18 protein-coding genes are annotated in these 24,264 nt (G+C 48.1%); 6 read left to right on the top strand and 12 right to left on the bottom strand.

Annotated features, from left to right (window positions below; all coding sequences use genetic code 11):
• Positions 1-10: 10 nt before the first annotated feature.
• A complete protein-coding gene (locus K1Y79_RS27895; RefSeq protein WP_220253508.1) occupies positions 11-1,255 on the top strand; it encodes a DEAD/DEAH box helicase in 1,245 nt (414 codons plus the stop codon).
• A gap of 21 nt (positions 1,256-1,276) precedes the next feature.
• Here the strand turns inward: K1Y79_RS27895 and K1Y79_RS27890 are convergent, their stop codons facing one another.
• The 8 genes from K1Y79_RS27890 to K1Y79_RS27855 form a co-directional block, all read right to left on the bottom strand.
• On the bottom strand, positions 1,277-2,473 hold the full coding sequence (locus K1Y79_RS27890; protein ID WP_220253507.1) for a hypothetical protein: 1,197 nt from the start codon (positions 2,471-2,473) through the stop codon (positions 1,277-1,279).
• 420 nt (positions 2,474-2,893) lie between these two features.
• Positions 2,894-4,546: an NAD(P)/FAD-dependent oxidoreductase gene (locus K1Y79_RS27885; RefSeq protein WP_220253506.1), complete on the bottom strand. Its 1,653-nt coding sequence runs from the start codon at positions 4,544-4,546 to the stop codon at positions 2,894-2,896.
• Between the two features lie 182 nt (positions 4,547-4,728).
• Positions 4,729-5,730, bottom strand: a complete 1,002-nt coding sequence (locus K1Y79_RS27880; protein ID WP_220253505.1) for a helix-turn-helix domain-containing protein — start codon at positions 5,728-5,730, stop codon at positions 4,729-4,731.
• Positions 5,731-5,936: 206 nt separating this feature from the next.
• Positions 5,937-6,476, bottom strand: a complete 540-nt coding sequence (locus K1Y79_RS27875) for a hypothetical protein (RefSeq protein WP_220253504.1) — start codon at positions 6,474-6,476, stop codon at positions 5,937-5,939.
• Between the two features lie 136 nt (positions 6,477-6,612).
• A complete protein-coding gene (locus K1Y79_RS27870; protein ID WP_220253503.1) occupies positions 6,613-9,252 on the bottom strand; it encodes a glycoside hydrolase family 2 protein in 2,640 nt (879 codons plus the stop codon).
• A 117-nt stretch (positions 9,253-9,369) separates the two neighbouring features.
• The gene (locus K1Y79_RS27865; protein WP_220253502.1) at positions 9,370-10,359 is read right to left on the bottom strand and encodes a helix-turn-helix domain-containing protein; all 990 of its coding nucleotides are present in this window, start codon (positions 10,357-10,359) and stop codon (positions 9,370-9,372) included.
• A 12-nt stretch (positions 10,360-10,371) separates the two neighbouring features.
• Positions 10,372-11,511, bottom strand: coding sequence for a FecR family protein (locus K1Y79_RS27860; RefSeq protein ID WP_220253501.1), 1,140 nt, complete (start codon positions 11,509-11,511; stop codon positions 10,372-10,374).
• Positions 11,512-11,578: 67 nt separating this feature from the next.
• Positions 11,579-12,118: an RNA polymerase sigma factor gene (locus tag K1Y79_RS27855; RefSeq protein WP_220253500.1), complete on the bottom strand. Its 540-nt coding sequence runs from the start codon at positions 12,116-12,118 to the stop codon at positions 11,579-11,581.
• 154 nt (positions 12,119-12,272) lie between these two features.
• Between K1Y79_RS27855 and K1Y79_RS27850 the strand changes: the two genes are divergently transcribed.
• The 3 genes from K1Y79_RS27850 to K1Y79_RS27840 all read left to right on the top strand — a co-directional run bounded on the left by K1Y79_RS27850 (position 12,273) and on the right by K1Y79_RS27840 (position 17,111).
• On the top strand, positions 12,273-15,311 hold the full coding sequence (locus K1Y79_RS27850; protein ID WP_220253499.1) for a SusC/RagA family TonB-linked outer membrane protein: 3,039 nt from the start codon (positions 12,273-12,275) through the stop codon (positions 15,309-15,311).
• An 11-nt stretch (positions 15,312-15,322) separates the two neighbouring features.
• On the top strand, positions 15,323-16,681 hold the full coding sequence (locus K1Y79_RS27845) for a RagB/SusD family nutrient uptake outer membrane protein (protein ID WP_220253498.1): 1,359 nt from the start codon (positions 15,323-15,325) through the stop codon (positions 16,679-16,681).
• Between the two features lie 82 nt (positions 16,682-16,763).
• Positions 16,764-17,111: a hypothetical protein gene (locus K1Y79_RS27840; RefSeq protein WP_220253497.1), complete on the top strand. Its 348-nt coding sequence runs from the start codon at positions 16,764-16,766 to the stop codon at positions 17,109-17,111.
• On the opposite strand, the gene K1Y79_RS29465 is transcribed toward K1Y79_RS27840, so the two are convergent.
• The gene (locus tag K1Y79_RS29465; protein WP_220253496.1) at positions 17,105-19,327 is read right to left on the bottom strand and encodes a S9 family peptidase; all 2,223 of its coding nucleotides are present in this window, start codon (positions 19,325-19,327) and stop codon (positions 17,105-17,107) included. The two genes, K1Y79_RS27840 and K1Y79_RS29465, sit on opposite strands and share 7 nt — an antisense overlap.
• Positions 19,328-19,448: 121 nt before the next feature.
• Here K1Y79_RS29465 and K1Y79_RS27830 point away from each other — a divergent pair, with 121 nt between their 5' ends.
• Positions 19,449-20,909: a hypothetical protein gene (locus K1Y79_RS27830; protein ID WP_220253495.1), complete on the top strand. Its 1,461-nt coding sequence runs from the start codon at positions 19,449-19,451 to the stop codon at positions 20,907-20,909.
• 670 nt (positions 20,910-21,579) lie between these two features.
• Here K1Y79_RS27830 and K1Y79_RS27825 read toward each other — a convergent pair.
• The 3 genes from K1Y79_RS27825 to K1Y79_RS27815 form a co-directional block, all read right to left on the bottom strand.
• Positions 21,580-22,251, bottom strand: a complete 672-nt coding sequence (locus tag K1Y79_RS27825) for a hypothetical protein (protein WP_220253494.1) — start codon at positions 22,249-22,251, stop codon at positions 21,580-21,582.
• Positions 22,196-22,699 (bottom strand): hypothetical protein, encoded by a 504-nt coding sequence (locus K1Y79_RS27820; protein ID WP_220253493.1) that lies wholly within the window; start codon positions 22,697-22,699, stop codon positions 22,196-22,198. Before K1Y79_RS27820 ends, K1Y79_RS27825 begins: the two co-directional genes overlap by 56 nt.
• Positions 22,700-22,938: 239 nt before the next feature.
• Positions 22,939-23,124 carry a hypothetical protein gene (locus tag K1Y79_RS27815; protein WP_220253492.1) on the bottom strand — a complete coding sequence of 62 codons (186 nt, stop codon included), beginning with the start codon at positions 23,122-23,124 and terminating at the stop codon, positions 22,939-22,941.
• Between the two features lie 523 nt (positions 23,125-23,647).
• Here K1Y79_RS27815 and K1Y79_RS27810 point away from each other — a divergent pair.
• On the top strand, positions 23,648-24,214 hold the full coding sequence (locus K1Y79_RS27810) for a hypothetical protein (protein ID WP_220253491.1): 567 nt from the start codon (positions 23,648-23,650) through the stop codon (positions 24,212-24,214).
• The last annotated feature ends 50 nt before the right edge of the window (positions 24,215-24,264 follow it).

Genomic DNA, 24,264 nt, shown 5'->3' with positions numbered 1-24,264 from the left:
TCTTTGCCGAATGAAGTTTGAGCAGTATAATATTTCCGAAGACATTAAAAAGAGCCTGGCAGAACTGGGCTTCAAACGTCCTACGGATATTCAATTTAAGGCGATCCCCTCTATTCTGAAGGGGGATGACGTATTGGCCATTGCGCAGACAGGAACGGGTAAAACGGCCGCTTTTGCTATTCCTGTGCTGCATAAGTTGCAACAATACCATCCTCGTAAAAATAAGGGCGAGGTACGCTGTCTTGTAATGGTTCCTACCCGGGAACTGGCTGTTCAGATATCAGAAGTATTTGAGAATATCGGAAAATACACCAGACTTAATATACTGGGTCTGCATGGCGGCGTAGACCAGGCCCCTCAGCTGAAGAAGCTGGCGCAGGGAGTAGACGTCCTGATTGCAACGCCCGGCCGTATGTTTGATCTTATCAGTCAGGGCTTTATTGACCTCAGCAATACGGGCATCCTGATACTGGATGAGGCAGATCATATGCTGGACCTCGGGTTCATCCGCGACATCCGCGATGTACTGAAGCATTTGCCCCGAAGACACCAGACACTGTTCTTCTCTGCCACCATTGACGCCGATATTAAGGACCTGGCGTATTCCGTAGTAAATAACCCTATCAGGATCCAGATCTCTCCGCAGGACCCCGTTTCTAAAAACGTACAGCATGCCGTAGCTTATGTGGGTATGGACGATAAACGCTTCTTCCTCGAAAGACTGGTGAAAGAGTTTCCTGAAAACAAGATACTGGTCTTTGTACGTACCAAAGTACGGGCAGAAAGAGTGTCTGCCGCTATGGAGCGTGTAGGAATCAAATCTCTGACCATGCATGGTGGTAAGGAGCAGGATAACAGGCTGCAGGTAATGGAAGAGTTTAAAAACGGAGACATTAAGCTGCTGATTACAACAGATGTAAATGCCCGTGGGATAGATATCCCGAATGTGGAGTATGTCGTAAATTACGACCTTCCCGACGTCCCTGAAAACTATGTACACCGCGTGGGTCGTACCGGCAGGGGCGTACAGAAAGGGCAGGCCGTTTCTTTCTGCAGTGATGAAGAAAAACCGGTGCTGGATACTATCCAGAAATACCTGGGTAAAGAGATCACTGTTATGAAAATCGATAAGAATGACTACCGGGAAACAATCAGTTTCTCTGAAGATATACCCAACGACAACTGGCAATTGCTGCTGGATGAACATAACAAGCAGCAGGAACAGCTGAAAAAGAAAAAAAAGAAGAAAAAGTAAGCCGCTATCAGTAGCGGTTTACTACTCTTTTCTGAGCTGGAAGGTTTTCCTGACGATATTATGCGCCAGGTCTTCCATCTTTTTATAGGTTTCCGGAGCAATGTGGTAGTAATATGACTGAAACAGACTGCCTTCAAATGCTTCTTTCTTTTGGATAGAGAAACATAGAGAAATCAACCGGAATACGTCCTGCATATTCCTGTTTTCAACCACCCCCGCCTCTTTTAATACCCTGAATAAAGCTGCCAGCTCCGGCAGTGTCAATGACGTCTGTAGCTTGAAATTCTCAGGCAGGCTATTTAGTTTTTTAGCATGACGGCCTGTGTTGCCTTTACGTCTGGTTTGCAGATATTTAGTCTCTACCAGCAACCACTCCTTCAGCAGTGATATGATGGAAGGGGAGTCGTAGCTATAGGCCAGCCCTGGCTTCACCGGTAGCTGAGACAGCGTCTTATGGATAAATGACAGCAGGTCCAGCTGGGTATGTACGTCTGGTAGTTCCATTAACTGCTGGCTGATATACGACGTGCAGTAGTGGTAATAGTCAGTGCTGTTGAAATTAAGCGTGAACAGCAATTGCTGCAGCGTGCCATGGTCCAGGGAGTTGTCTTCCTGTGCCCAGTGCTTCAGCAATGCCTGCTGTAATTCCCGCAGGAAGTCCAGCTGATAGTAGTTCATCCGGTTGGGGAGCTGCGGATCGAAAGCGTCATAGAGGTTAAGCAGCATCTGTTGTAGCTCCCGGCAGCCTTCATCTTTTTCGTTGAACCAGTTACGGATCACAGAAAGACCGGGATTGATGCGTTGCCGCATCAGTTCCCGGTATACATTTGGCGCGATCGCCATTTTGTTGTAGTACTTGGCATAGGTGAACATAAGGTAGATGATGAGATCTTCCAGCTGATGACAGATGTCGTTGCAGAGGTAACGCCACTCGTCATATTGTACCGGGGCGGCAGTTTCCACTTCCAGCCAGCTGAAAGGCACATCATTGCAAAGCGTTGTGATCTTTTCCTGGCAAATACGCACGTATTTTCTGATAGTGGCTTCACTCACTCCGGCAGCCAGGCATTCATCAAACGCAATGGTAATATCTTCTATAGCGGTAAGGGATTGCCTGTGCATAAAGCTGGCAATTTCATAAACAGCCGGATCATCGGGGCGTGGGGGGTGCTGCAGGCTTTCCAGCAGTTGCTGCAGCGGTAACAATGGCGTTCGCATATACAGGTGGTAATTAGGAATTAGGAATGATGCGTCAGGAATTACACTTATAGTATCAGGATCGCTGAAGTATAGCTATATACAATCTGGGCAGGAGCGTATCAAAGATAAGATCCTGGTTCCTGATGGATAATGCCTGATAGTTTGATGGTTGCAGAAAATAGGCCCAGAGTATGTGGGCCAGGCCGATTTCCTACAGCCGGGTCAACGATCAGCGTAATCGCGACGCTGAAGGAAACAAGTGGTATGAAGCGCCGGATAAAACTCTAATTGGTTACAAAGGGGAATTTTATTCTGTTAACCTCGCATTAACTTATTTCGATCATGAAAGGCTTATCATTGCATCCTGATTGAATTTTTTTAGTCTGTATACATGTAGCCGGGCACTCCTGTCCGGCTAATTCATGTAACATTTTCTGATCAGGCATGTTGGCCCGTTTTCTCTGTTTTTTCTTCATGATATTCCTGTTCCGTATTAATGGACCAGAGATTATCTTTCCCCGTTTCTCCGGCAATGATATTGTCCACAGCAACCATAGCGGTGAGCATGGAATGGTCTGCATTATTGTATTTGTGCATACCATTTCTGCCTACCAGGAAGAGGTTTGGAAAGGTGTTGACATATTTCTTTACTTCATCAAATCTTTCATAAGCGCCGAAATAAGCAGGATAGGTTTTCTCTACACGCAGAACCGTAGAGTCTAATACATCGCTGGCATTGGCTAATCCTATCTTCTGCAGCTCCCGGATGGCAAGTGCGGCGATTTTATCATCAGGCATTTTCCAGAAATCATCTGTTTCATTGCAGAAGAACTCCATCCCTACCCATGCCGTATTCGGATCGTTTACTAGGTAAGGACTCCAGTTATTGAACAATTGCAGACGCCCTACTTTTACATCTTTCTCCTGGATATAGATCCAGGTATCTTTCAGCTGCAGGGGCTTCCATTTACCTGTGCGTTTATCCTGTTCTGATAGGTTCTTCAGTAATATACCCACTGTGATGAAGTCCCGGTATTGTAGTCCGGAGGCAACTTCCTTCACGTTGTGTGGTACATCGGCTTCCAGGCTGGCAATCAGTTCTTTTACCGGCATGGTACTGAAGAAATAGTCGCCTTTCAATTCTATTGTCTGCAGGTCTGTTTTGTTAAAGGCCTCAATAGAGACGATCTTTCCTTCCTGCGCATTCACTGCAATTACGTCATGATGCATCAGGATGGTACCGCCCATTTCCTGTACCTGACGGGCTACTTCTTCCCACAACTGGCCAGGGCCTAGTTTAGGATAAAGGAACTGTTCGATCAGGCTGGTTTCGGTATCTTTCTGGGAGATATCCTGTGATTTCTTCTTCTTTTTAACAGATGATTGGATGGCATGCTGTATAGCCTTACGGATACTTACCCCTTTGATACGCTGAGCGCCCCATTCTGCAGGGATCTCATGACAAGGTACACCCCATACTTTTTCTGTATAATCTTTAAAGAAGAGATTATACAAGGTCTTGCCAAACCGGTTGATCATGAAGTCTTCCAGACTTGTTTCGGGCTTCCGTGGCGATGCCTGTGCCTGAAGGTAGGAAACCAGGATAGAGATGGTGGTGCCTACTCCCAGTTTCCTCAGTGTATCAACAGAAAGCTGAATTGGATAAGTAAAGAACTTACGCAGGAAGTAGATACGGGAAAGCCGTTCCCTTACCAGCATGACTTTATCGCTGTTGGCGGCGGTCACGCTGTCTCCTGGTGCTACCTGTCTGGATTTATTCTGATAGCTGATTGTAAATTGCTCGTTACCAGTGTCCTGTGCCGGTAGTATATTCAACCACCAGTTCATGACACGGTCTGATTTCGAGAAGAAACGGTGACCGCCAATATCCATACGGTTACCTTTATAATTAATGGTCTTTGAGATACCACCAATATCGCCTGACTTTTCCAGGATGACTGGAATGATATCTGTTCTTTTCAGTAATTCATACGCGGCTGTTAATCCGGCGGGACCGGCTCCGATAATAATGGCTTTTCTTTTAACAGGAGCTTCGGTATTTGTTTGTGGTATTAAAATAGGCTGATCCATGGGCTAACTTTTGGAGAGACTCTAAAATGGTAATGACGCAGTTTTCGTACGTTTCAAAGGTATGGGAGGAGGTCAGAAGTGAACTTAGGAGATGAGGAGAAAAACTTTGGAGGGAGGGTAAACGGATAGTAATAAAAAAAAGCTCCTGACGGAGCTTCCTGATAAACAATGCAAAACGATCTTTACATGCTTCTACGTAATGCAGCAATATTACAGTTGTAGTATTTTTCTACTTCACGTATTAGTTCTTCGGTAGTTTTATAACCTGTTAACTGGGCAATGTCCCTGAGTGAAACCGATTGCTGCATCAGGCTATTGTAGGCCAGCATCATTTTTAGCATATGGAGGAAAGCGTGGATACCTACACTAAACTGCTGCCGGAATATCTGTGCAAGTTTCACACCCGGCATATCAAACATCTTTGCTACCTGGTCTGCATTGTTCGCCATGTGCGGATGGTCTACCAGGTACTGGAAGATCTCATGATAAAGCATGCTTTGTGCTTCGTTCGGTATCCTGATCTCGTCAGCCATTGCGTCCTGCATGGCAAAGTTGAGGAATAGGTCCAGGCAGCAGCGCTCCATGAAATGTCTTGCCTGTGACTCTATATAACGGCAGGATATAATGTTCCGTATCAGCATATTACACACAGCATTAATACGGTATGGCTTCTCATTAATAATACTGGAATGCTTATGGATCGTCTTGTTAGACAATGAGTTCAGTCCCGGATAGCGCTGCGCAAGCTGCATAAACGCAGACGGTAATATATTGATATGGAAGGATAATATCTTTTGTCCGGCAAACATCGGTACCCGGTGCATATCTGCATAGAGGTTGAACAGGTTACATTCTTTTTCCTCTAATGTGAATCCGTTTGTTTTAAACGTGACCGCCCGTAGGGTATCCTCATACATAAAGTGCAGTGCCCACAGGTGAAACGGTGCATAAGGGCAAAGCACAATGTCTTTGCGTGCAAAGACATCATGCAGCCACAATGAGAAGGGGCCCAACGGAATATGCTGAGAGAGCATATTATAGTCGTTGTCCTGCTCAAAGTACAAGCCAGCATAAGGTATGATAAGGGGAAGATATTCAGAGGGTATATATGTTGCGGGTAGATATGACTGCTCAAGGCGGTCTATCAATAGTAGTTTGTTCTCCTCAGATAATGTAGGGTACATAATCACGTTTTAACGGTATCTTTTGATGACTACACATGAACTTGACAGTATACCAGACAACAATAGGTGCTAATTTACCGAGGCTGGTTACTGGAACAATGCGATATCGGCGCCGGTTATATCGATGAATTTTATGGGAAAATGTCGCACAACAATCACTACTTCTGTTATAACAGCTAAGCTAACAAATTGAGAAGGGATCTAAGTTAATGAGATGTTAACGAGTGTAAAAAAGTCTGGACCGTTAATCCGGAAAGATAAGTATATACTTCTTCGAGGGTTGTTAATATCTTGTCAGTGTCTTCACCAGGCAGTCCGGCGACGGTCACCACTACCCGCTCGCCTTTTTGTACAGCTGTATACGCCGGATACTCTCTGCTTACTCCAACTTCATAATATCGCCAGCTATGTATATCCGGCATGATCAATCGTATGCTGAACGCGGATAACGGTGCTCCTGCACCCGCTTCAAAACTACCTGTTATCGTTACCGCAGGACTAAACTGCTCATACGTCAGCTCCAATCCCTCCATATCCTCCCAGTCAGTATCAGACGTGATCCTGCAAATAGCCGCCTTCAGCTCAGCAATACGCACACTCTGCACCTGCATGATCTGCCTGTTGTACGCCTCGTAAAGCTGAATGAAATCGTCTATCTGCGCTGCATATTCGTGGAAGAAGCTGGCCAAATTTTCCGGTGGTAACATACCCATTTGTTTAATGAAGTTGGAATAGTCGTTTTTCATAAGTCAGGGATCCATCATTGGTGTACCACTAAACTAATCATTCAAAAATAAAAAGAAGTTAACGCTAGGTTAATGTGAAAGCGGCTCATCATATGATGAGCCGCCGAGGTATTCAGGAGTTAAACGGGGTATTAAATTAGTTCCAGGTTTTTTCGCCGCGTTTCATCTTGTTTAGTGTCTCTTTGAAAACGTCATCTCCAGGATTAACATCCAAAGCCTTCTGCTCCCACTTGATCGCTTCCTGCTGATTGCCTAACTTATGTAGCAGATTGGCATACGTATCAAACAGCTCAGGTGCCTGTGAAGACTCCATGCTATACTGACTCCAGGTCAGTGCTGTCTTCAGCTGATTGGTATCTGTCACATTCTCAAATATCGCCCAGGCAAATGTGTTCAACATGTCTGACGGAACATTACTTTTGTACTTATCCACCAGACGCTGCGCCGCCGGGAAGAAATTACCCCAGTCCTGGTGGTTTACACAATGTACCGCCTGACTAAACAATACCGCTTCCTCTCCTGCTAACCCATACTTTGATGTAATCTGGGATTCCAGCGTTGTCCAGTTAATATCCTTATTCTCGGTTGATACATGTGGCTTGATCTCGCTATTAAATATCAATATCCTTAACTTGTTCTGTATCCTTTCATTACCTATCAGCTGTGCTGCCGCAGTATGATTTTTTAACAGTATCGGGAAACCAGGATCACTGGTCTCATTAGTGAATTTCAACAGGAAATTCAGGTTGCTCAGCGTCACCGGGTTATTCATCTTCTTGATCGTTGCTGCACTCAATTCCGGAATGCTCTTTTCATCCTTTACCCTCACTGCCATTACCGTCAGGTCCCGCAGGAACTCAGGGTCGTTCTTCCCATTCCTGAACTGCTCCAACAAACTGGCATACTGCAGGTCCGGATTCGCTGTATCTGCCACCTTTGCCTGAAATACTCCCGGCGCTGCTGCATAGCTATTCGCCTGCGTCAGTATCTGACTGTGTATCTGACGTAAGTCTTCCGGTGCAATTTTGATCACCTCACGGTCGTAGGTCATCATTCCATTTTCTTCTGTTTCTACGTCGAATGGCTCTGTGTAGATAGAGCCGGACAAGCCCTGGGCTTCCAGTGTGCTCAGCTTCTTTACCATAGAGTCATACTTCAGCTTAAACACGGATGCTGGTACCTGTATATATCCCCATCCTTCCATATCATTCCATTGGTGCTTCAGGGTTGGTACTCTTACGCCACCCCATTCGCCCAGTACCCGTGCTTTACCTGCTAATGCCGGCGGAATGCCAGGGCCAGGATAGTCATGAATATCTGTCATATCACTACTCGCCCATTTCTGGTTCACATCTTCCGGGGAACCGCGGTCATAGTTCTCGCCGGTGTGACCATCTACCACTCTTGAAGGATCTTCCTGTTTCATCCATTCTGTCAGGCGTTTCTGATCATACCGTGCCCAACCTTCGTTGAACAGCACCCAGATCACAATGCTCGGGTAGTTATACAGCTGTGCGATGTTTTCTTTGTTCTCTTTCTCAAATGCCGCTTTTGCCTCCGGCTTATCGCTGGCACAGGTCACCATATCCTGCCATACCAGCATACCTGCTTTATCTGCATGGTAATACCAGCGGGCTGGCTCCAGTTTGATATGCTTACGGATGGTGTTATAGCCCATATTGCGTATGGCCATTACATCAAACTTCAACGCTTCATCTGTTGGCGCTGTATATAGTCCTTCCGGCCAGAAACCCTGGTCCAGCACACCCAGGTGATATACATATTCGTTATTAAGGAACAGGCGCTCCACCCCTTTATCGTCTTTCTTCACTTCAATCTTCCGCATACCGAAGTAACTGCCGATGGTATCTACCACCTTACCCTTGTTCAGGAGTTTTACAGTCAGGTTATACAGGTTAGGCTGATCGGGGCTCCAGAGTTTGGCATCCGGTACAGGCAGGAGCAATGTAGTACCTGGTTTGCCTTTGGTCTTTTTACCGTTGGAGGCGATTGCCTCTACCGTGTAATCGCCGGTTTTGCCAGCTGTCAGTACTTCCAGTTTCAACTGGCCTTTATCAATATCCGGGGTGATGCGGATGTTGTTGATATATGCTGCCGGCACTGTCTCCATCCATACCGTTTGCCAGATACCACTGCTGGCGGTATACATGATGTTCTGGGGATTCAGCACCTGCTTCCCATGCGGATTCGCGCCCTGATCTGTAGGATCCAGCACTGACACTTCCAGTTCATTTGCACCGTCTTTCAGGACGTCTGTAATATCGAAAAAGAAGTTCTGATAACCGCCGGTATGGCCGCCAATCTCTTTACCATTCACATATACTTTCGCATCCCAGTCCACCGCGCCAAAGTGCAGCAGCACTCTTTCATCGCTGCTGACAGCAGGTTTATTGATGCTACGCTTATACCACAGCCGCTGTGTAGGTTGCAACTGCCGCTGTACGCCTGACAAAGCTGACTCAATAGGGAAAGGTACCAGTATCTGACCATCAAAATGAGCAGGCTTTCCGGCATCTTTATCGGTGATGGCATACTGCCACAAACCATTCAGGTTCTGCCATTCGTTTCTCACCATCTGCGGACGAGGATACTCCGGTAATACATTCTGGGGATTTACATCTTTTGCCCATCGGGTCTGGATGCTGACCGGCTTCATCTGCCAGGTGGAATTGTTGGGGACTGTCTGCGCGTAGATGCTGTTATACGATGCACAGAACAATGCAATGGCAGCCACTGCAGTATGCATTCTCTTCATGTGTTGTTGGTTTTTGTGAGATGAACCGGCCTGTCTCGGAGGCCATACAATACTCAGGTGCAAGGGAATAGTTGCACTCACCACTTATTCGTAACAACCATTGAAGATATAACGCGCTTATTTTTTAATCCTGAACTCGTAATATTGCTCTACAGCATCCACCAGCGTGTCGGCATCACTAAAGCCTGCCGCATCTGCAATCACCTCATGCGACCACTGCACCTGATGAAGGGCATTGTATGCCATCATCATCCGTAACATATATGTGAAGTCATGTATGGTCATGGCATAATGCTGCACAAAGCCTTTCTCCAGCTTCGCCATTGGAATATTGAATATCAGTGACAGCTCAGACACTGAACATTGCTTGTGCGGATGCTCTACCAGAAACCGGAATAGCTGCCGGTATTCGTCCTGGTATTCCAGGCTGCTGAAAAGGAAAGGCTCGTCTGCATGTGCTTCCTGTGTGGCAAAGTTCAGCAGCAGTTCCAGGCAGCAACGATAGATAAAGACATGCGCCTGCTGACCTGTATACCTGCAGGTCAATATTTTCTGAATCAACAGGTCGCAAACCGGGTTAACAGGATGCGGCCTCGCATTGACAGCGCTTGTTCCGGTAGTAGACTGACGGGTCAGCAAGGCCCGCAGCTGCGGATATCGCTGTGCCAGCGCCGGCAGAAACGCAGGCCGGATGTTAATATGTACAGACAGTACCTTCGTATTGTCTGCCACTGGAATGCGATGCAGCCCCGGATCGAGGTTGAATAAATTACATTCCCGTTCTTCCAGCGTATAAACGGCTTTCTGTGTTCCTTCCACTACCAGCGTATCCTCATACATAAAATTCAACGTCCATATGTGATAGGGCGTATATGGTAACAGCATTATCCTGTCTTTGGCAAAGATGTCATGCATCCAGAGGGAGAAAGGCCCCACGTTAATATGCTGGGAAAGGATCTCACACTCTTTGTCTCCCCGGAAGTATAGTCCGGCGAAAGGCATGATCAGTTTGAGGTACTCTACTGGCAGACTGCTGGCTGGCACATATGATGGTTTATTCTTCTCGATCAGCAGTAGTTTGTTCGCTTTAAATAAGATAGAATGCATAGTAGTGGTAGTTTACGGTCGGTGTAACAAATGCAGTACGGTGTCTCCCGTTTCAAACCTGTAGTCTATGTTGTCAATTGATTTCAAACGTGTCAGGAATGTCTTCAATGGTTCGTCTTTTTCCAGGCGGGATGTATATGTTCGCTGGCTGGTCGCTTCAGAATCAAGGACTACCCTGATCCGGTAATTCCTTTCCAGTACTTTGCTGACTTCCGCTACCGGTGTGCTCCGGAAGGTGTAGTAACCCTGCTTCCAGGATAATACTGCCATCAGATCCCTGTCCACTATCTGCGGTCGCCGGCCTGGCTGATAACTGACTGCCTGCCCTGGTTGCAGCACGATATCGCCGTCTTTGGTTTGCATACGTATAGCGCCTGTCTCCAGCAGTACCTGTTCTGCTGTGCTATCATAGGTGTTTACATTAAAAGCCGTTCCCAGTACCTGGATGGTACTATTGGGTAACTGTACCCTGAACGGTTGCTGCGCATGCTGGGCTACCTGCAGATAAGCCTCTCCGCTAACATGTATCTCCCGTCTGCTGGTAAATGCCAGTGGGAACTGCAAATGGCTGGCTGCATTCAACTGCACCGTTGTACCATCAGGTAATTGCACGGTATATTCCTTACCCGGTGGTACGCGTATAGTTGCCAGCCGGGCGTCGTCGTTACCTCCCGACCAGGACAATCTTCCCGCTACTTCACGGAAGGAGATCCCGTTCTCTATAAACTGCTGCTGCCCGCTGCCCAATTGATAATAGCTACCATCGGGCAGCTGCAGTACAACAGATTTGAGGGCGAACGATGGGATAGGCTCCGGCGACACTGGCTGAAACGCCGGAAACATTATCTTAGACATCATCAGCGCCAGCAGCAGCATAGCTGCTACGCCTATGGTAGTATTGACAATTATTGTACGCCGCCTGCGCCTCCTGGCTGCAGTAATAATGTGCGCTGACGGCAACTCCTGCGGAAGGGCTTCTACTACTGATTGTATATCAGCTCCTGTCAACGCCGCATGCATACGCTCCCAAAGAGCCTGCGCGGCAGGATCCTGTTCAAGGAGTTTTTTGAGGGTGATACTGTCCTCAGGAGAGATATGCCCCGTCAGTTCTTCCAGTATCAATTGTTCAATGTAGTCGGGATCTACCGGCATGATAATCCTATAAAGTGATAAACACACTTCTAGTAGCTGCCGATGCAAAAAAAGTACTGTGGGAAATTCAAATTTTCTTCAGATGCTGACGCAACACCTTTAATGCCTGCTGTACATGGTTCTTCACCGTCTGTACCTTGATGTTCATAATGCCGGCAATCTCTTTCGATGTCTTCCTTTCAATATAAGACATCTCAAACGCCCTTCTGCTGGTAGGGCTGATTAACGCCATGGCAGCCTGGAGCTGGCTGTTTAGTTCCTTGATCTCTAAGTCGGAAGAATGGGTCACTGATGTATACAAAGCGGCATAGATCTGCTGACGGTTACGCATGCTCACCTCCTTACGCAGCAAGGCCACACACCTTTGCCGCACCGCACCCGCCAGGTATGCCTGTAAACTACCCCTGATAGCCAGCGTAGACCGGTTGTTCCAAAAATAAATCAGCACATCCTGTACCGCATCCTTGGCCGTAGCCTCGTCCTGCAACCTGAAATATGCCTGCAGATATAACATATTAACATAACGATTGTAAAAGGCGTCAAATGCCGCCTCACTGCCCTGCCGGATCAATAGAAATAGCTCGTCTTCTGAATGGTTGTTACTCATTGGACTCATAATAAAGACTCTATTTTCTTTATGAGTAAATGTATCTTAATCTGATACACAGATGAGTTAATTCGTTGTTAAGGAGAAAAAAATAAACACAGGAGTACTTTTGTCTATTTTCTGCTACTTATTATCCAATACCGACATATTCCTTATGGGAATGCCCACATGTGCCACACGCTGTACGCTACTGCTAGTACTGTTTACCTGTTGCCTCTTACAGGTAAAAGGACAGCTGGAACAAACAAAAGTCTCCGTCTCCGGTAAGCAACTGCCCCTTCAGCATATCTTCAACACTATCCAGGCACAAACTAATTTCTACTTCAGCTATAACGCTGATATCGATGTTACGCAACTGATGGATGTACATTTTGTCAATACGCCCCTCAGCATCGTCCTCCATACCATCCTGCGTAATAAATACGCCTGGACGCTCGATGGGCACTCTATCAACCTCAGAAAGCTCCGGCAGCAATTACCCCCTGCCACACCTTCTCCTCCGGCAGATACGCCAAAACTCCTCATCGGAAAAGCACTCGATGAAACGGTCGTTATCGCCTATGGTACTACCACCCTCCGCTTCGCCACCGGCAATCTCACCGCCATCAAAGCTGAAAACATCGCCGGACCTGCCGGCGCTAACATCCTGCTTGCGCTGCAAGGCCGTGTACCTGGTCTGCTCATCACACAAACCGGCGGTATAGGCGGTATGGCGATGAAGGTGCAGCTCCGCGGACAAAACAGTCTCGTTAATGGTACCCAACCCCTTTACATCGTTGATGGCATCCCTTTTAATCCGGTGCTGACCGGCGGACTCGGTTCTTTCATATGGGGTGAAAACGCTTCCGCTTTCAACTTCATCAACCCCGAAGATGTAGAAAGCATTGAGGTGCTGAAAGACGCTGACGCTACGGCCATTTATGGCTCCCGCGGCGCTAACGGAGTAATACTGATCAATACCCGCAAAGGCCGCATTGGTAAAACCCGCCTGCGCCTTAACATCGCCAAGGGCATCACCCACACTGCCCGGAAAGTTAAGCTCCTTAACACTGCCCAATACCTCGAGATGCGCCGTGAAGCCTTCCTCAATGACGGTGTCGCTCCCAACGAAAGAAATGCTCCCGACCTCCTGCAGTGGAACCCTCACCGCTATACCGACTGGCAACATGCCCTCATCGGTGGTACGGGCAACAATACCTCTGCTCATGCGGCTGTTTCTGGTGGTACCACCCATGGCCAATACCTCCTAAGTAGTCACTACCGGAAAGAATCCCTGGTATTCCCCGGTGCCTTCGGTAATACCCGCGGCGGTATGCACATCAGTACCAATACCTGGACTCCCGACAACCGCTTCAACGCGGCCTTTACAGGTAGTTTCCTGGCAGATAGAACCATGCTGCCCGGCTTTGACTTCACCAGCAGGATCATGCTGCCGCCTAATACGCCGCCGCCCTACCTGGAAGACGGTAGCCTCAACTATGCCTGGCTCAATCCTTACATCGCGCTGGTCGGACCCACCTTCGATGCCCATGTTACCAACCTGCTGGCTAATGTCGGTCTGCAATACCGCCTGTTGCCAGGTCTGTCGCTCAAAACCACCATGGGCTACAACTGGCTGACGGGTCGCTCTTCCATCCTCACACCGTTAGCCATCTATCCTCCTGCTATCCGTAATACCCGCACGGGCTCTTCCCGGCTTGCACACTACGAATCTGTCTCCCGCATTATCGAACCGCAGGTAACCTATACGCATGATAAAGCTGACTGGTATATACAGGCGCTTGCCGGTGGCACCCTCCAGGGATATAATGAGTCCCGCGAAACACTCAACGCCGATGGCTTTAAAGATGATGCGCTGCTGCACAATATCTATTACGCCGATACGGTCTATGGTAAAAAGGAAGGTGCTATCTACCGCTATCTCGCTTTATTCGGTCGCCTCAGCCTCCGCTATCACAACCGCTACCTGCTCAACCTCAGCGTACGCCGCGATGGCAGCAGCCGCTTCGGCCCCCGTAAACAGTTTGCGGTCTTCGGGGCTGTAGGCGCTGGCTGGATCTTTACGGAAGAGAAATTTATGCAGCCCCTCCGGCATATACTCAGTTTCGGTAAACTACGTTCCAGCTACGGCACTACCGGTAACGACCAGATAGGCGATTATCAATACCTTGGGCAATATAACCCCACTGACGGCACTTACCAGGATGTGACAGGACTAACCCCCGCCCGGCTGTTTAACGCCGATTTTGCCTGGGAATTGACCCGTAAATCGGAAGCAGGCATTGAGCTGGGCTTCCTGCACGATAAACTGCTCTTCTCTGCCAGCTATTACGTATACCGCTCTTCTAATCAGCTGGTGTCCTATCCCTTGCCGGATATTACCGGGGCCGGAAATATCATTGGTAACCTGCCGGTACTGATCCGTAACAGCGGACTGGAACTTGCACTCACTACGCAACACATCAAACGCCGCCGGTTTGAATGGGCCTCTTCTTTCAACATTTCTTTCTGCCACAATAAACTTATTAACTACCCTGATCCTACTATCCCTATACAATCATCCTTTCAGTTTGTAGAAGGACAAGCCTTGTCTCAGCAATATGTTGCTGATGCCATGGGCGTTGACCCGCTAACAGGCACTTACCTGTTTGCTGATGCCCATCATCACCCCGTGCCGGCGGATAAGGCTGCCGAAACCCACCCGGTAGATGTCATACCTGTATGTTATGGCGGCTGGCAGCACGATTTCCGGCTGGGTAACTTCGGACTGCAACTCCTGCTGCAATTCACCCGCCAGCAGGGTGTCAACACCACTTTCGATCCTGACTATATGCCGGGCTATCAGCGTAACCAGTATGCAGCTGTACTATCCCGGTGGCGGCAACCAGGCGACGTTGCCACTCACCAGCGATATACCCAGCTTACAGGACTGCGCGATAGTTATAAACAGGCTATCTCCAGCGATATGGGTTATGAAGATGCCTCCTATATCCGGTGCCGCTTCATAGAAGCTAACTGGTCGCTACCCGCTGCCCCTTTGGCCCGGTTGCATCTACACGACGTGAAGCTGTACCTCCAGGCTCAAAACCTGTTTACACTCACCCGCTATTCAGGTCTCGATCCGGAAACGCAGTCCAGAACAACCTTGCCGCCATTGCGGGGGCTGGCCTGCGGACTGAAAATAGCGCTCTAAACATATACGCCATGCGATGGAAACATATATTGCTCACCGGAATGCTGCTGCTATGCGGATGTCGTAAGATGCTGGACGTAGGCACACCGATAGACCGTACCACTACCAATGCTGCTTTCGATACAGATGTCAGCGCCGCTGCCGTACTAACCGGCCTCTATTTCACCATGAGCACCAGCGGTGCTTTCATGGGCAATACCGGTATGTCTTACCTCTGTGCACTCTCCGCCGACGAGTTCCTGCTGCAACAGGAAGATCCGCTATCCCTGTCCCTATATCAGAATGATATCCGGACTACGCACGTTCCCTTCTGGCGGGTACTGTTCCAGTGCATCTATGTGGCAAATGCCGCTGTCGAAGGACTGTCCGCCACCACCCGGCTAACGCCGGCCATTCAACGGCAACTACTGGGGGAAGCCCGGTTCATGCGCGCCTTCTGCTACTTCTACCTGGTCAATCTCTTCGGAGAAGTACCCCTCGTAACTACCACTGATTACAAAGTGAACGCCGGCATGCGCCGCACGCCTGTTACCCGCATCTATGCACAGATCATTGCCGACCTGAAAGAAGCCCGGCAACTGCTGGCTGCTACCTACTTCAAAGGCGATATACTCTCTGAAAGCCAGGAACGGGTACGCCCCAATAAGTGGGCAGCTACCACGCTGCTGGCCAGGGTATACCTATACCAGGAAAACTGGGCCGAAGCCCTCGAAGCCGCGACTGCCGTACTGGATAACCGCGATAGTTACAATATGGTCAGCCTGCCGCAAGTCTTTCTGAAAGACAGTAAAGAATGCATCTGGCAGTTACAACCTGCCAACGAAACCTTCACTGATGACGGAGCTCTCTTTATTGACCAACGCCCGGTGCAGATCAGCGCCAGCCTGCTACACGCCTTCGCATACAATGATCAGCGCAAACGCTATTGGCTGAAAGGATCCACATCGCCCTATCCTGCTAAATACCTGGCTGCTGACTTATCTGCTACTGCAAAAGAGTACCTCGTAGTACTACGACTGGCAGAAGTATACCTGATAAGGGCTGAAGCACGTGCGCATACCGGCGACATCTCCGGTGCACGGGCAGACCTGAACGTGATCAGGCATAGGGCCGGATTACCCGTAACAGATGCCGGCGATACCGATATGCTGACAACCCTTATCCTGCAGGAACGCCGTATAGAACTGTTTGCAGAATGGGGCCACCGGTGGATGGATCTGAAACGCACGCGCACCATACAGCAGGTCATGCCGGCAGCAGCAAGGGCGAAGGCTGCAAACTGGCAATCCTATGACGCCTTATATCCTATCCCTGTCAGTGAAAGACTGCTCAACAAAAACCTCTCTCAAAATGAAGGTTATCCGGATTAATCGTTGTCTCCAAAATCACACGTTGCTGTCCTAATTCTTTTCCATTTTAGTAATTCTATCTTAGTGCAAACACATTTTCTTTATGCACAAAGCCAGGATTATTTTAACGTTGATCGCCCTGTTGGCAGTAGCCGGAGGTATTATGTCTTTCAAAGCCGGAAAGCGCATGCAACAGGCAAATCTCTTCTATCCGACTACCGGCGATTTTTTCCATAATGGTGCGTCGCGTAATCTTATGTATGCCTATCTGGCTCCTTACAGGACTTTCCAGACTGACATTCTGGAACCGCCATTGAACATTACCCGTGCCCTGTACACCAGAACAGTACAATCCACCACAACTATCGGCGGCGCTTTCTATTTCATTACTGTAGTAACTGGTGCACCATGGCCTACCCTGGCCGGCATTTATGATGATAATGGTCAATGACCCTTCATCCAGTCCGGCATCGGCTGTCCTTTCAGATAGTGATCAAAGAACTGCTGCTGCCGGACTGAAAAGTCATGCTTATCTTCATTTCTGTACAACTGGTGTCCTTCTCCCGCATACTGGAGCAGCCATACCGGCCGCTGTAAACGCCGCAATGCGGTGAAAAACTCTATGCCCTGTGCAAAGGGTACTGCGTTATCATTGTCATTATGCAGCATCAGTAATGGCGTGTATACCTTATCCGACCGCATCACCGGCGAATTGTTCAGGTACCGCTGCGGACGCTTCCATGGTGGCGTCGCCATCTTGTTCTGCCCCTGCTCATATAAGGGTTGCATCGCTGTACCTGTTAATTTCCTGACAGCGCCATATCCGCTAATGAAATTTACCGGTCCGGCGGAAGCTTGTGCTGCTGCGAATCTCCGCGTATGCGTTATCACATAGTTGGTGACATATCCCCCGAAACTATGCCCCTGCAATCCCATTCTCTTTTTATCTGCCCAAGAGAAACGGGATACATACCGTGCAGCACGTATCACTGCACGGGCGGCACTTTTGCCGGTACGCGTTGCCTTCGTCACTATATGTGGTACAAATACAACATAACCGTTGCTGACGTACCAGGGGATATTAAGCCCACCTTCACTTAATGCCGGCGGTACATACCGATGCAGCTGATCTTTACTGCCCTCATAGTAATGAAAGATGACAGGATACTTTTGCTGCGGATAGAAGTCTTGCGGTGTATATAACAGGCCATGTTTTGTTAATGTAACACGCAGCCAGTTGTATTTCTTCTCCGGATATACTTCCCTCAATGGCAGAAAGGATATAAAGTCTGTTGTGAATAGCAATACCGGACTGCCATCAGCGCGCATACGCGTTATTAACCAGGCAGCAATATCTTTTGCTTTAACGGGTTTATAATGATCCAGCGGATACACCGGCATGTAATACAGGGCGTCTGTCATACCACAATTCACCAGTGTATGCTGCCTGATCCGCCAGTAACCGTTTGCTTTGGTCTTATTGTCAAAAGCAGTTAGCACGTCGGGTGTCAGCATCCTGAATGTCAGCCGGCGTGATTGTCCGCGTGTAAGATGTTCTGCCGGTCGCTTTCCCCGTGGATCTATCGCCCACACCTCCCGCTGTGTATGCATAAATACGGTGCTGTCGCCTGCTGCCCATTGCGCGATGCCAATGCTTTTCATCAGCCGGCGGCTACGGCCTGTGCCTATCTCATAGCTGTATATATAACCATCTGATGGATCATACCAGGTCATGAATTGTTCACCCGGTGAGACGGCCGGCTGCAGTAATAGTTTGTCTGCATTAGACACTACCTGCCGCTGCGTACCGGTATGGGTATCGAACAGGTATAGCGTTGCGGTGCGCTGTTTATTCCAATAGTACTCCTGGTGATGCAGTATGTTTTGCGTAACGATATACCGTCCTCCCTGTTGCCAGGCGATCTGCGTACTATCCGTAGTAACGGGGTACACCCGCTTTGTAGCCAGTATCATCACCATGGTTACCGGCATCGGTGGTGGCTTTTGCAGATAGTAATCCTGATAATGCCAGATACGCAGTTTTGCTGTGGCAGTCGCCTGTGGCCGGGGGAGCTGGTATAGCAGGTGTTTACCATCTTTTAGGAACTGTAATCCGCCGGCACAGTTGTATAGCAGTAAGGTGGTACTATCTGTTAGGGGCTGATAATGCCTGAGATGGCCGTTTTCAACAAATGCCAGTTGTGTGCCGTCGAATGCGATGGCCTGTACAGTCCCGTGCCATACCGTTTTCGTCGTATTGTGCCGCAGGTCTTTCCAGAACAGGGTATCGCTCTGCTGAAGGACGAGTTGATCAAAATGCGCCTGATAAGACTGCACGTTTGGCAGGTATTGTATGCTGTCTCCATCTGCGATGACCAAAGTATCGCCCGGCAGCTGACAAAGGAAATAGTTTGCTGAGAAGGCGGCGTTGAACCCCTGCGGAAAAGTCCGGTAAAAGGAATGGTGTATCGCCTGGTATACCAGGGTATCACCTGCTGTTGGCGAACCATATTGATACCAGCAATAGCGGGCATCATGCCGCAGTGCGTAGTCTGCGGATAGCGTCATCCACGTACGCCAGCTATCATGTGTCAGCGGTGGCAGCTGGGCCTGTACTGTGAGCGGATAGCTGTAAAGCAATATTAAAATACATAAACGGGTTAACACAGTAGTTCTTTTTATGATGTTGAAATAAGTTAGGTTTTAACTATTAACTTTAATTTGTCTGAAAAATATTCTCTATCTCCAAAGTATTGGATGGATCTGGTAGTTTAAATTCCTGCATATTATGAGAATGCAATTCCTGAGATATGTCTATCTGGCAATGTTCACCATGCTGCTGCAATTTATTGCCTTTAAGTATTTTTATCCGTTTCCCAACTTTATGCAGGATTCTTACAACTATCTGCGTAGCGCTACAGAGAATATTGATGCGAATATGTGGCCGGTTGGATATGCGAAGCTGATCCGGTTTGTCGGCTTTTTTACGCATACTGATACGGTCCTTGTCTTTGTACAATACTTTTTCTATCACCTTTGCGCCTTATATTTTTTCCTGACATTGCTGGATCTCAATACTTCCAATCCCTGGACGCGGCGTATCATTTTCTGTTGCCTGTTCTTGAATCCTGCTATTCTTTACCTCAGCAATTATATCACCAGCGACGTCTATTTTATCGGACTTAGCCTGGTCTGGATATCCCAGTTATTCCGCCTGGTGTATGAGCCCTCACGCTGGCTGCTGGCTGCGCATTTACTGGTGTTGGTGCTTGCGTATACCATTCGTTATCATGCGCTGATCTATCCGGTGATCAGTATAACAGTGATCGTATTCTGCCGGTTTTCGGTCCGGCTGAAGATAGCCAGCGGACTGCTGATGATCAGTATGATCGGCGGCTTTATGCTGTATACTGCGGATGCCAATCTGCGTGTAATGGGCGTACGTCAGTTCTCTGCTTTCAGTGGCTGGCAGATGGCAAGCAATGCGGTTTATGCGTATGCACATATGCCCGAAAGACCAGCGCTGGAAGTGCCGGAGCAGTTTACTGTTATCCACCGTAAAGTGACGCATTACCTGGATTCACTGCAACAGGTTCCTATGTCCCAACGACCAGATGGGTGGCCAATGATGGCGTTTTACCTATGGGATCCCGGGTCGCCGTTACAGCCTGTACCGGGTGCAGTGAACATAGCAGATAATGCGGCACATCTACAGCAGATGGCGGTAGTGGCCCCTTTGTACAATGATTATGGTAAATACCTGATCAGCCAGTATCCGCTGCAATATTTCCGGTATTATCTCCTGCCTAATTTTATCCAGTATGCTTATCCGCCGGCAGAGAACCTGGCCGTGTACAACGACGGCCGCGACACCGTATGGCCGGTTGCACAGGCCTGGTTCCACTATCCTTCCAACAAAGTTAATACCCGTTCCGGCAAGCAGGAGCTGCAGATATTTGACTATTACCCTGCGGCGATGGTAGTGATCATCCTGTTTTTTATTTCAGGGTGGATTGCTTACTACAGCGCCGGCGGACCATCATTCGCAGACACCCGTTTCAGAAGTGCTTTGCGGATAGGAACATTTTACTGGATCATACACTATGGTTTTAGTGTGCTGGCATCTCCGGTGGTGCTGCGTTATCAGTTATTGAATATGGCATTAGGATCAGTATTCGGTGTTCTCTTGTGGCAGGTTGCCCGGGATCGGATACGTTCAGTCCGAATGGCAGAACGGCTGCAATTGTAATAGCGCTGCTTTTCACTTTCCAGTCCTGCCCGTACAGATCTGCTGCGAATAAGACAAACAGGGGTGCCTGACTGTCCCGCGTTATCTGCAATTTAAAGTCAAGTGTTATTTCACGGTTCTTTTTAACGGGGCGTATACCGGAGGTGGACTTATGCAATCTGAAGTCCATTTTCTGAAAATCCATCTCAGCGATGGCTACCTGCAATTCATACTTTGCGACGCCTTTGATAGTTTGTACATTCTCATATAAATCAGGATGATATACCCTGATATTAGCTGTTCCGCTGGACCTGCTGACGTCAACGTTTGCAAAAGAGAAGCAGAAGATGTCGTTAAATAACGTCCCGGTATTCAGTTCCAGCTCCCGCAGTAATGTCAGGTCAGTATTGGCGATGGTGCGTTCTCCGGCGGCAGATGAAGTATCAGTACGCAGCAAGGTGCTGAAGCTTCTTGTCAGCATGGTATGTCTGGCGCGATCGTGTACAGGGCCCTGTACACTTTCCATAGCAGTGCGCAGTAATTTGGCGCAGCGTGCCGCGGTGGTGAAGTCCTGCCAGTTGGCGCGTACCTTTTTGAAGGCCGGGTCGGTGGCTAACCTTTCTTTTGAGTGGCCACGGAATTTTTTTAAAGTATGTCTGTTGTTTGTATTCTTTTGCATGATAATAAGTTTTTATTGTAAATAATTTTTGCGTTTATCGGCTGTATTAGCCGGAAATGTGATTCTGTTGAACATCTCGCGGAACCTGCTTCTGATGCCTGTTCCGTACTTCTCTTCCAGTTGTAGGGTATTCAGGGCAGAGGTAACATGGGTGATGATGCCATGTTGCACAAACAGTTCGTACCGGGCCAGCAGTATCTGTTGCATGATATTGCAGGAGGTGCCGTAGTGTTTGGTATTGATCTCTTTACCCAGGTCATCAAAGCAGCAGACAGCCTGTATACTGCTATTTTTGCTGAGGCAATCGTAAGAGTAGCGCATAATGGTCTGGGTACCGGATTTACCGAAGTCCAGTGCTATCTTCGGACAACTATGCACGGCATATTCGTATGGGCTGTATACGATACAGCGCATGAGTTGCATCAGCTGTGTTTTACCGGTACCGATATCTCCACCGAGGAAGATACCTTTGTTCAGATCTATCCTGCATTGACTGGCAACCACGTCATCGCGCAGCATCCAGGCAACGATGGGCACGATAATAGGCAGATCTGGTTTATGCAGCTTGAAGTGTGGTCCGAATAGGCTGCGTCCTTTCTGCTGCAGTCGCCGCAGGATATCTTTGTAATCAAAAGGGCTCGTGATAGAAGCCGGCACGTCTACTGCCATTGTTGTTGTTGTCATTTTGAGGGATATTATTGTACTCGTGATAATTTACCGTTTGGTTTGTTACAGTTTTATATTCCTGTTTAAGAATATGTCCTACATGTGATACCGGTAGTGTATCATTTGCAGACCGCTGTGGTACCTGATCTGGTACACGGGCAGGCGTTTGTGTTGTGTTATGAAACGGTATCATGGTTACGCTGGCAGATTCAAACCTGTTCTTTGACGGGTGGTATTGAATAAAGCCGGCAGCAGTCAGATCTTTCATACAGGCGTAGTATGTTTTTTTTGATCCGATTTTTGCTTTCGCCATCATGACGTCTCGATATATTTTCAATTCATTTTTAAACTTAGCCTGGTTCCACATTCTGAAGAGGGCGAGGTATAAGCTCTGGTGATAGGGCGTAAGCCACTCTTCGCTTTCTGCTTTCGCAAAAAACGTGTTCAGATGAATGATATAATTCATGCCGATATCGTTATGCCGGTAATCCGTAGACAGGCAATGACGTGATTGTACAGCGACAGTCAGCTGCCTCCGGATGATCGGCGCAGTTAATAAATATTATATAGTCGAATAATTGGTGAATCCCTGGTGGTCGTCCGGGGGATGGACGTTTACGCGAGGCGTTGTAACGGCACTTTCAATAGCTAATATAAAAGCGTTGTGAGAGGCCATGGTACAGCCGCCGGCAGTAGTGCCTGCGATTATAGGGATAGTAGTAGGGGTAGGGGTAGTCGTAGTAGCAGGAGGGAGAGGAACAGGGTCAGGGACAGGCGGGAGGTGAGGTTAGCGGTAGCATTGACAGACTGCATCGGCAGTCGCTCGAGGAGATCGTTTAATCGATTTTCATTAGGACAATTGCGCAAGCGCAAGGAAGTTGTCTGTTCCATCTGTTTTGATTTTTTTTATTGTGGCGGTAACCTGTTATTGTTAATGAGCTATTCTGGATAGTTAGTCTATAGTATTCTCTTTGTGCTGATTGCGTTAGCGTTTATTCAAATGGGGAAACCAAACAAGACAGGTTAACGTCCGGTTGATGATAAATAATCCCAACTAAGATACGAAAAAAGGAAGCGCAACCGATCATTTCGCTCACATTTTTCTCAAAAAAATCCGCTGAAAAAGTTTCGTCGCACACTCACCGCGTCATCGTCGCAATGTTGACGCAGTGGCGTCTATTTGGTCGCAGCATATCAGCAATTCGTCGGTATTATTGCACTGTTGACCGGCAATGAAGAGGCAGCGTCCGGGGTAAAAGAGAGACGCCTTTTACTCCACTCTGAATGGCAGGTCGATGGAAAAGTCAGCTGCTGATCCGGAGCAACAAGCGACGAACTAGCGACGGCGAAGCGACGAACAAGTCGCCTCCCGATACTCCGCCAGCAGCATTGTTCATCTTTAAAACTATTAACAATGGCACAATCAACAGATAATGTATTGCTCAAAGGAGCATCCGGAACCATCGGTGATCAGATCACTATCACACGTAGAAAGTCAGGCAAGACCATCATGGGCAAGAAACGCCGCTCCAGCGATCTGCCACCAACAGATAAGCAACTGGTCATCCAGCAGCGCTTCAAAGCCGCTATACAATATGCAAAAGCTGTATTGGCAGACCCGGTAAAGAAGGCTATGTACGCGGCATTTGCAGGCCCCGATCAAAGCGCCTATAACATGGCTATGAGAGATGCCTTTAAAGCACCCGTGGTAGATAGTATTGATACTACCAACTATCAGGGCAGAACAGGTAATCCTGTCATTATACAGGCTTCAGATGATTTCAAAGTAACCACCGTTAAAGTGATCATTCGTACCAACGCAGGCGCTGTCATCGAAGAAGGTGAAGCCACCCTGCAAGATAATGGCCTGGATTGGTTGTACACCGCTACTGTGAATAATGCCTCCTTAACAGGTAGCGTAATTACAGCAGTAGCCGTGGATACACCAGGTAATGAGACATCGAGAGAAAGAGTGTTGTAAGGAGAAGTAGGATGATTTATTTGGGAATAGGCCTCCGCGTGAGCGGAGGC

The organism is Chitinophaga rhizophila (assembly GCF_019492185.1).
Taxonomy (GTDB): Bacteria; Bacteroidota; Bacteroidia; order Chitinophagales; family Chitinophagaceae; genus Chitinophaga; species Chitinophaga rhizophila.
The sequence above is the reverse complement of the archived record's forward strand: the minus strand, read 5'-3'. Positions and strand labels throughout refer to the sequence as shown.

What these genes read in the sequence shown, in the direction of transcription:
- K1Y79_RS27895 (WP_220253508.1), top strand. Translation starts at nt 11, where the DNA reads ATGAAGTTTGAGCAGTATAATATTTCCGAAGACATTAAAAAGAGCCTG.
- K1Y79_RS27890 (WP_220253507.1), bottom strand. Translation starts at nt 2,473, where the DNA reads ATGCGAACGCCATTGTTACCGCTGCAGCAACTGCTGGAAAGCCTGCAG.
- K1Y79_RS27885 (WP_220253506.1), bottom strand. Translation starts at nt 4,546, where the DNA reads ATGGATCAGCCTATTTTAATACCACAAACAAATACCGAAGCTCCTGTT.
- K1Y79_RS27880 (WP_220253505.1), bottom strand. Translation starts at nt 5,730, where the DNA reads ATGTACCCTACATTATCTGAGGAGAACAAACTACTATTGATAGACCGC.
- K1Y79_RS27875 (WP_220253504.1), bottom strand. Translation starts at nt 6,476, where the DNA reads ATGAAAAACGACTATTCCAACTTCATTAAACAAATGGGTATGTTACCA.
- K1Y79_RS27870 (WP_220253503.1), bottom strand. Translation starts at nt 9,252, where the DNA reads ATGAAGAGAATGCATACTGCAGTGGCTGCCATTGCATTGTTCTGTGCA.
- K1Y79_RS27865 (WP_220253502.1), bottom strand. Translation starts at nt 10,359, where the DNA reads ATGCATTCTATCTTATTTAAAGCGAACAAACTACTGCTGATCGAGAAG.
- K1Y79_RS27860 (WP_220253501.1), bottom strand. Translation starts at nt 11,511, where the DNA reads ATGCCGGTAGATCCCGACTACATTGAACAATTGATACTGGAAGAACTG.
- K1Y79_RS27855 (WP_220253500.1), bottom strand. Translation starts at nt 12,118, where the DNA reads ATGAGTAACAACCATTCAGAAGACGAGCTATTTCTATTGATCCGGCAG.
- K1Y79_RS27850 (WP_220253499.1), top strand. Translation starts at nt 12,273, where the DNA reads ATGGGAATGCCCACATGTGCCACACGCTGTACGCTACTGCTAGTACTG.
- K1Y79_RS27845 (WP_220253498.1), top strand. Translation starts at nt 15,323, where the DNA reads ATGCGATGGAAACATATATTGCTCACCGGAATGCTGCTGCTATGCGGA.
- K1Y79_RS27840 (WP_220253497.1), top strand. Translation starts at nt 16,764, where the DNA reads ATGCACAAAGCCAGGATTATTTTAACGTTGATCGCCCTGTTGGCAGTA.
- K1Y79_RS27830 (WP_220253495.1), top strand. Translation starts at nt 19,449, where the DNA reads ATGAGAATGCAATTCCTGAGATATGTCTATCTGGCAATGTTCACCATG.
- K1Y79_RS27825 (WP_220253494.1), bottom strand. Translation starts at nt 22,251, where the DNA reads ATGACAACAACAACAATGGCAGTAGACGTGCCGGCTTCTATCACGAGC.
- K1Y79_RS27820 (WP_220253493.1), bottom strand. Translation starts at nt 22,699, where the DNA reads ATGAATTATATCATTCATCTGAACACGTTTTTTGCGAAAGCAGAAAGC.
- K1Y79_RS27815 (WP_220253492.1), bottom strand. Translation starts at nt 23,124, where the DNA reads ATGGAACAGACAACTTCCTTGCGCTTGCGCAATTGTCCTAATGAAAAT.
- K1Y79_RS27810 (WP_220253491.1), top strand. Translation starts at nt 23,648, where the DNA reads ATGGCACAATCAACAGATAATGTATTGCTCAAAGGAGCATCCGGAACC.